Genomic DNA, 796 nt, shown 5'->3' on the forward strand with positions numbered 1-796 from the left:
TCAACAACGAAGGACGCGTCAAGCTCGACGACAAGTCCCTCATCAGCAACAACGACCCCACCAACTGCGCCAACACCGTCGAGGACTGCTTCAACTGACGGAACCACCACATAACCGGGAAGCCCTCCTCGCGCCGTGTCGCGAGGAGGGCTCCCACCCCGGACAGCCCGGCTGGCCGTGGTGTCCCCCGCCGGGGCATCCGGGCCGCACTGCGCCCGCCCATCCCACCCACACCCTTATGCGGGTTTTTTTCGTGTATGACCACGAGGCGAAGAAGGTTCTCATACGGTCATCTTCAGCAGCTACAACCGATTTGTAGCGAAGGCCGCCTCGCCAGGGCGAAGCGACCTTGTCAGGTACAAGGAGAGGGCAGAGAGCTCCGATGTCCAACTACCTTCGCAATAACGATGACGCCACCAGCAAGACCATCTCCCCGCTCCGGCGTCGCCGGATGTGGCTCGCCACCGGCGTTGTGGGCCTGACCGGAGCGGTCAGCCTCGCCGGCGTGGCCTACGCGACCACCGGGGCCACCGGCCCGCACCGGCTCGCCGACGTCAAGTGGTCGACCACGCAGCAGCTCAGCGACGGCGACTACGGCGACAAGGGCGCCGAGGGCGAGTACGACAAGGACGGGTACGACAAGGACGGGTACGACAAGGACGGGTACGGCAAGGACGGCAAGGACCGCGGCAAGGAAGGCCGCGACCGCGGCGAGTGGGGCCCGGACAAGGGCGAGTGGGGCAAGGACGGCAAGGACGACCACGGCAAGACCCGCGAGGTCCCCTGCAAGGACGAC

The 796-nt window shown here is 66.3% G+C and carries 1 pseudogene; it reads left to right on the forward strand.

Features of this window, described 5'->3' with window-relative positions:
* Nucleotides 1-382: 382 nt before the first annotated feature.
* Nucleotides 383-796, forward strand: a pseudogene (locus tag IF06_RS32700) (hypothetical protein); the annotation flags it as partial.

This window comes from Micromonospora globosa (assembly GCF_000717585.1).
GTDB lineage: Bacteria > Actinomycetota > Actinomycetes > Mycobacteriales > Micromonosporaceae > Micromonospora > Micromonospora aurantiaca.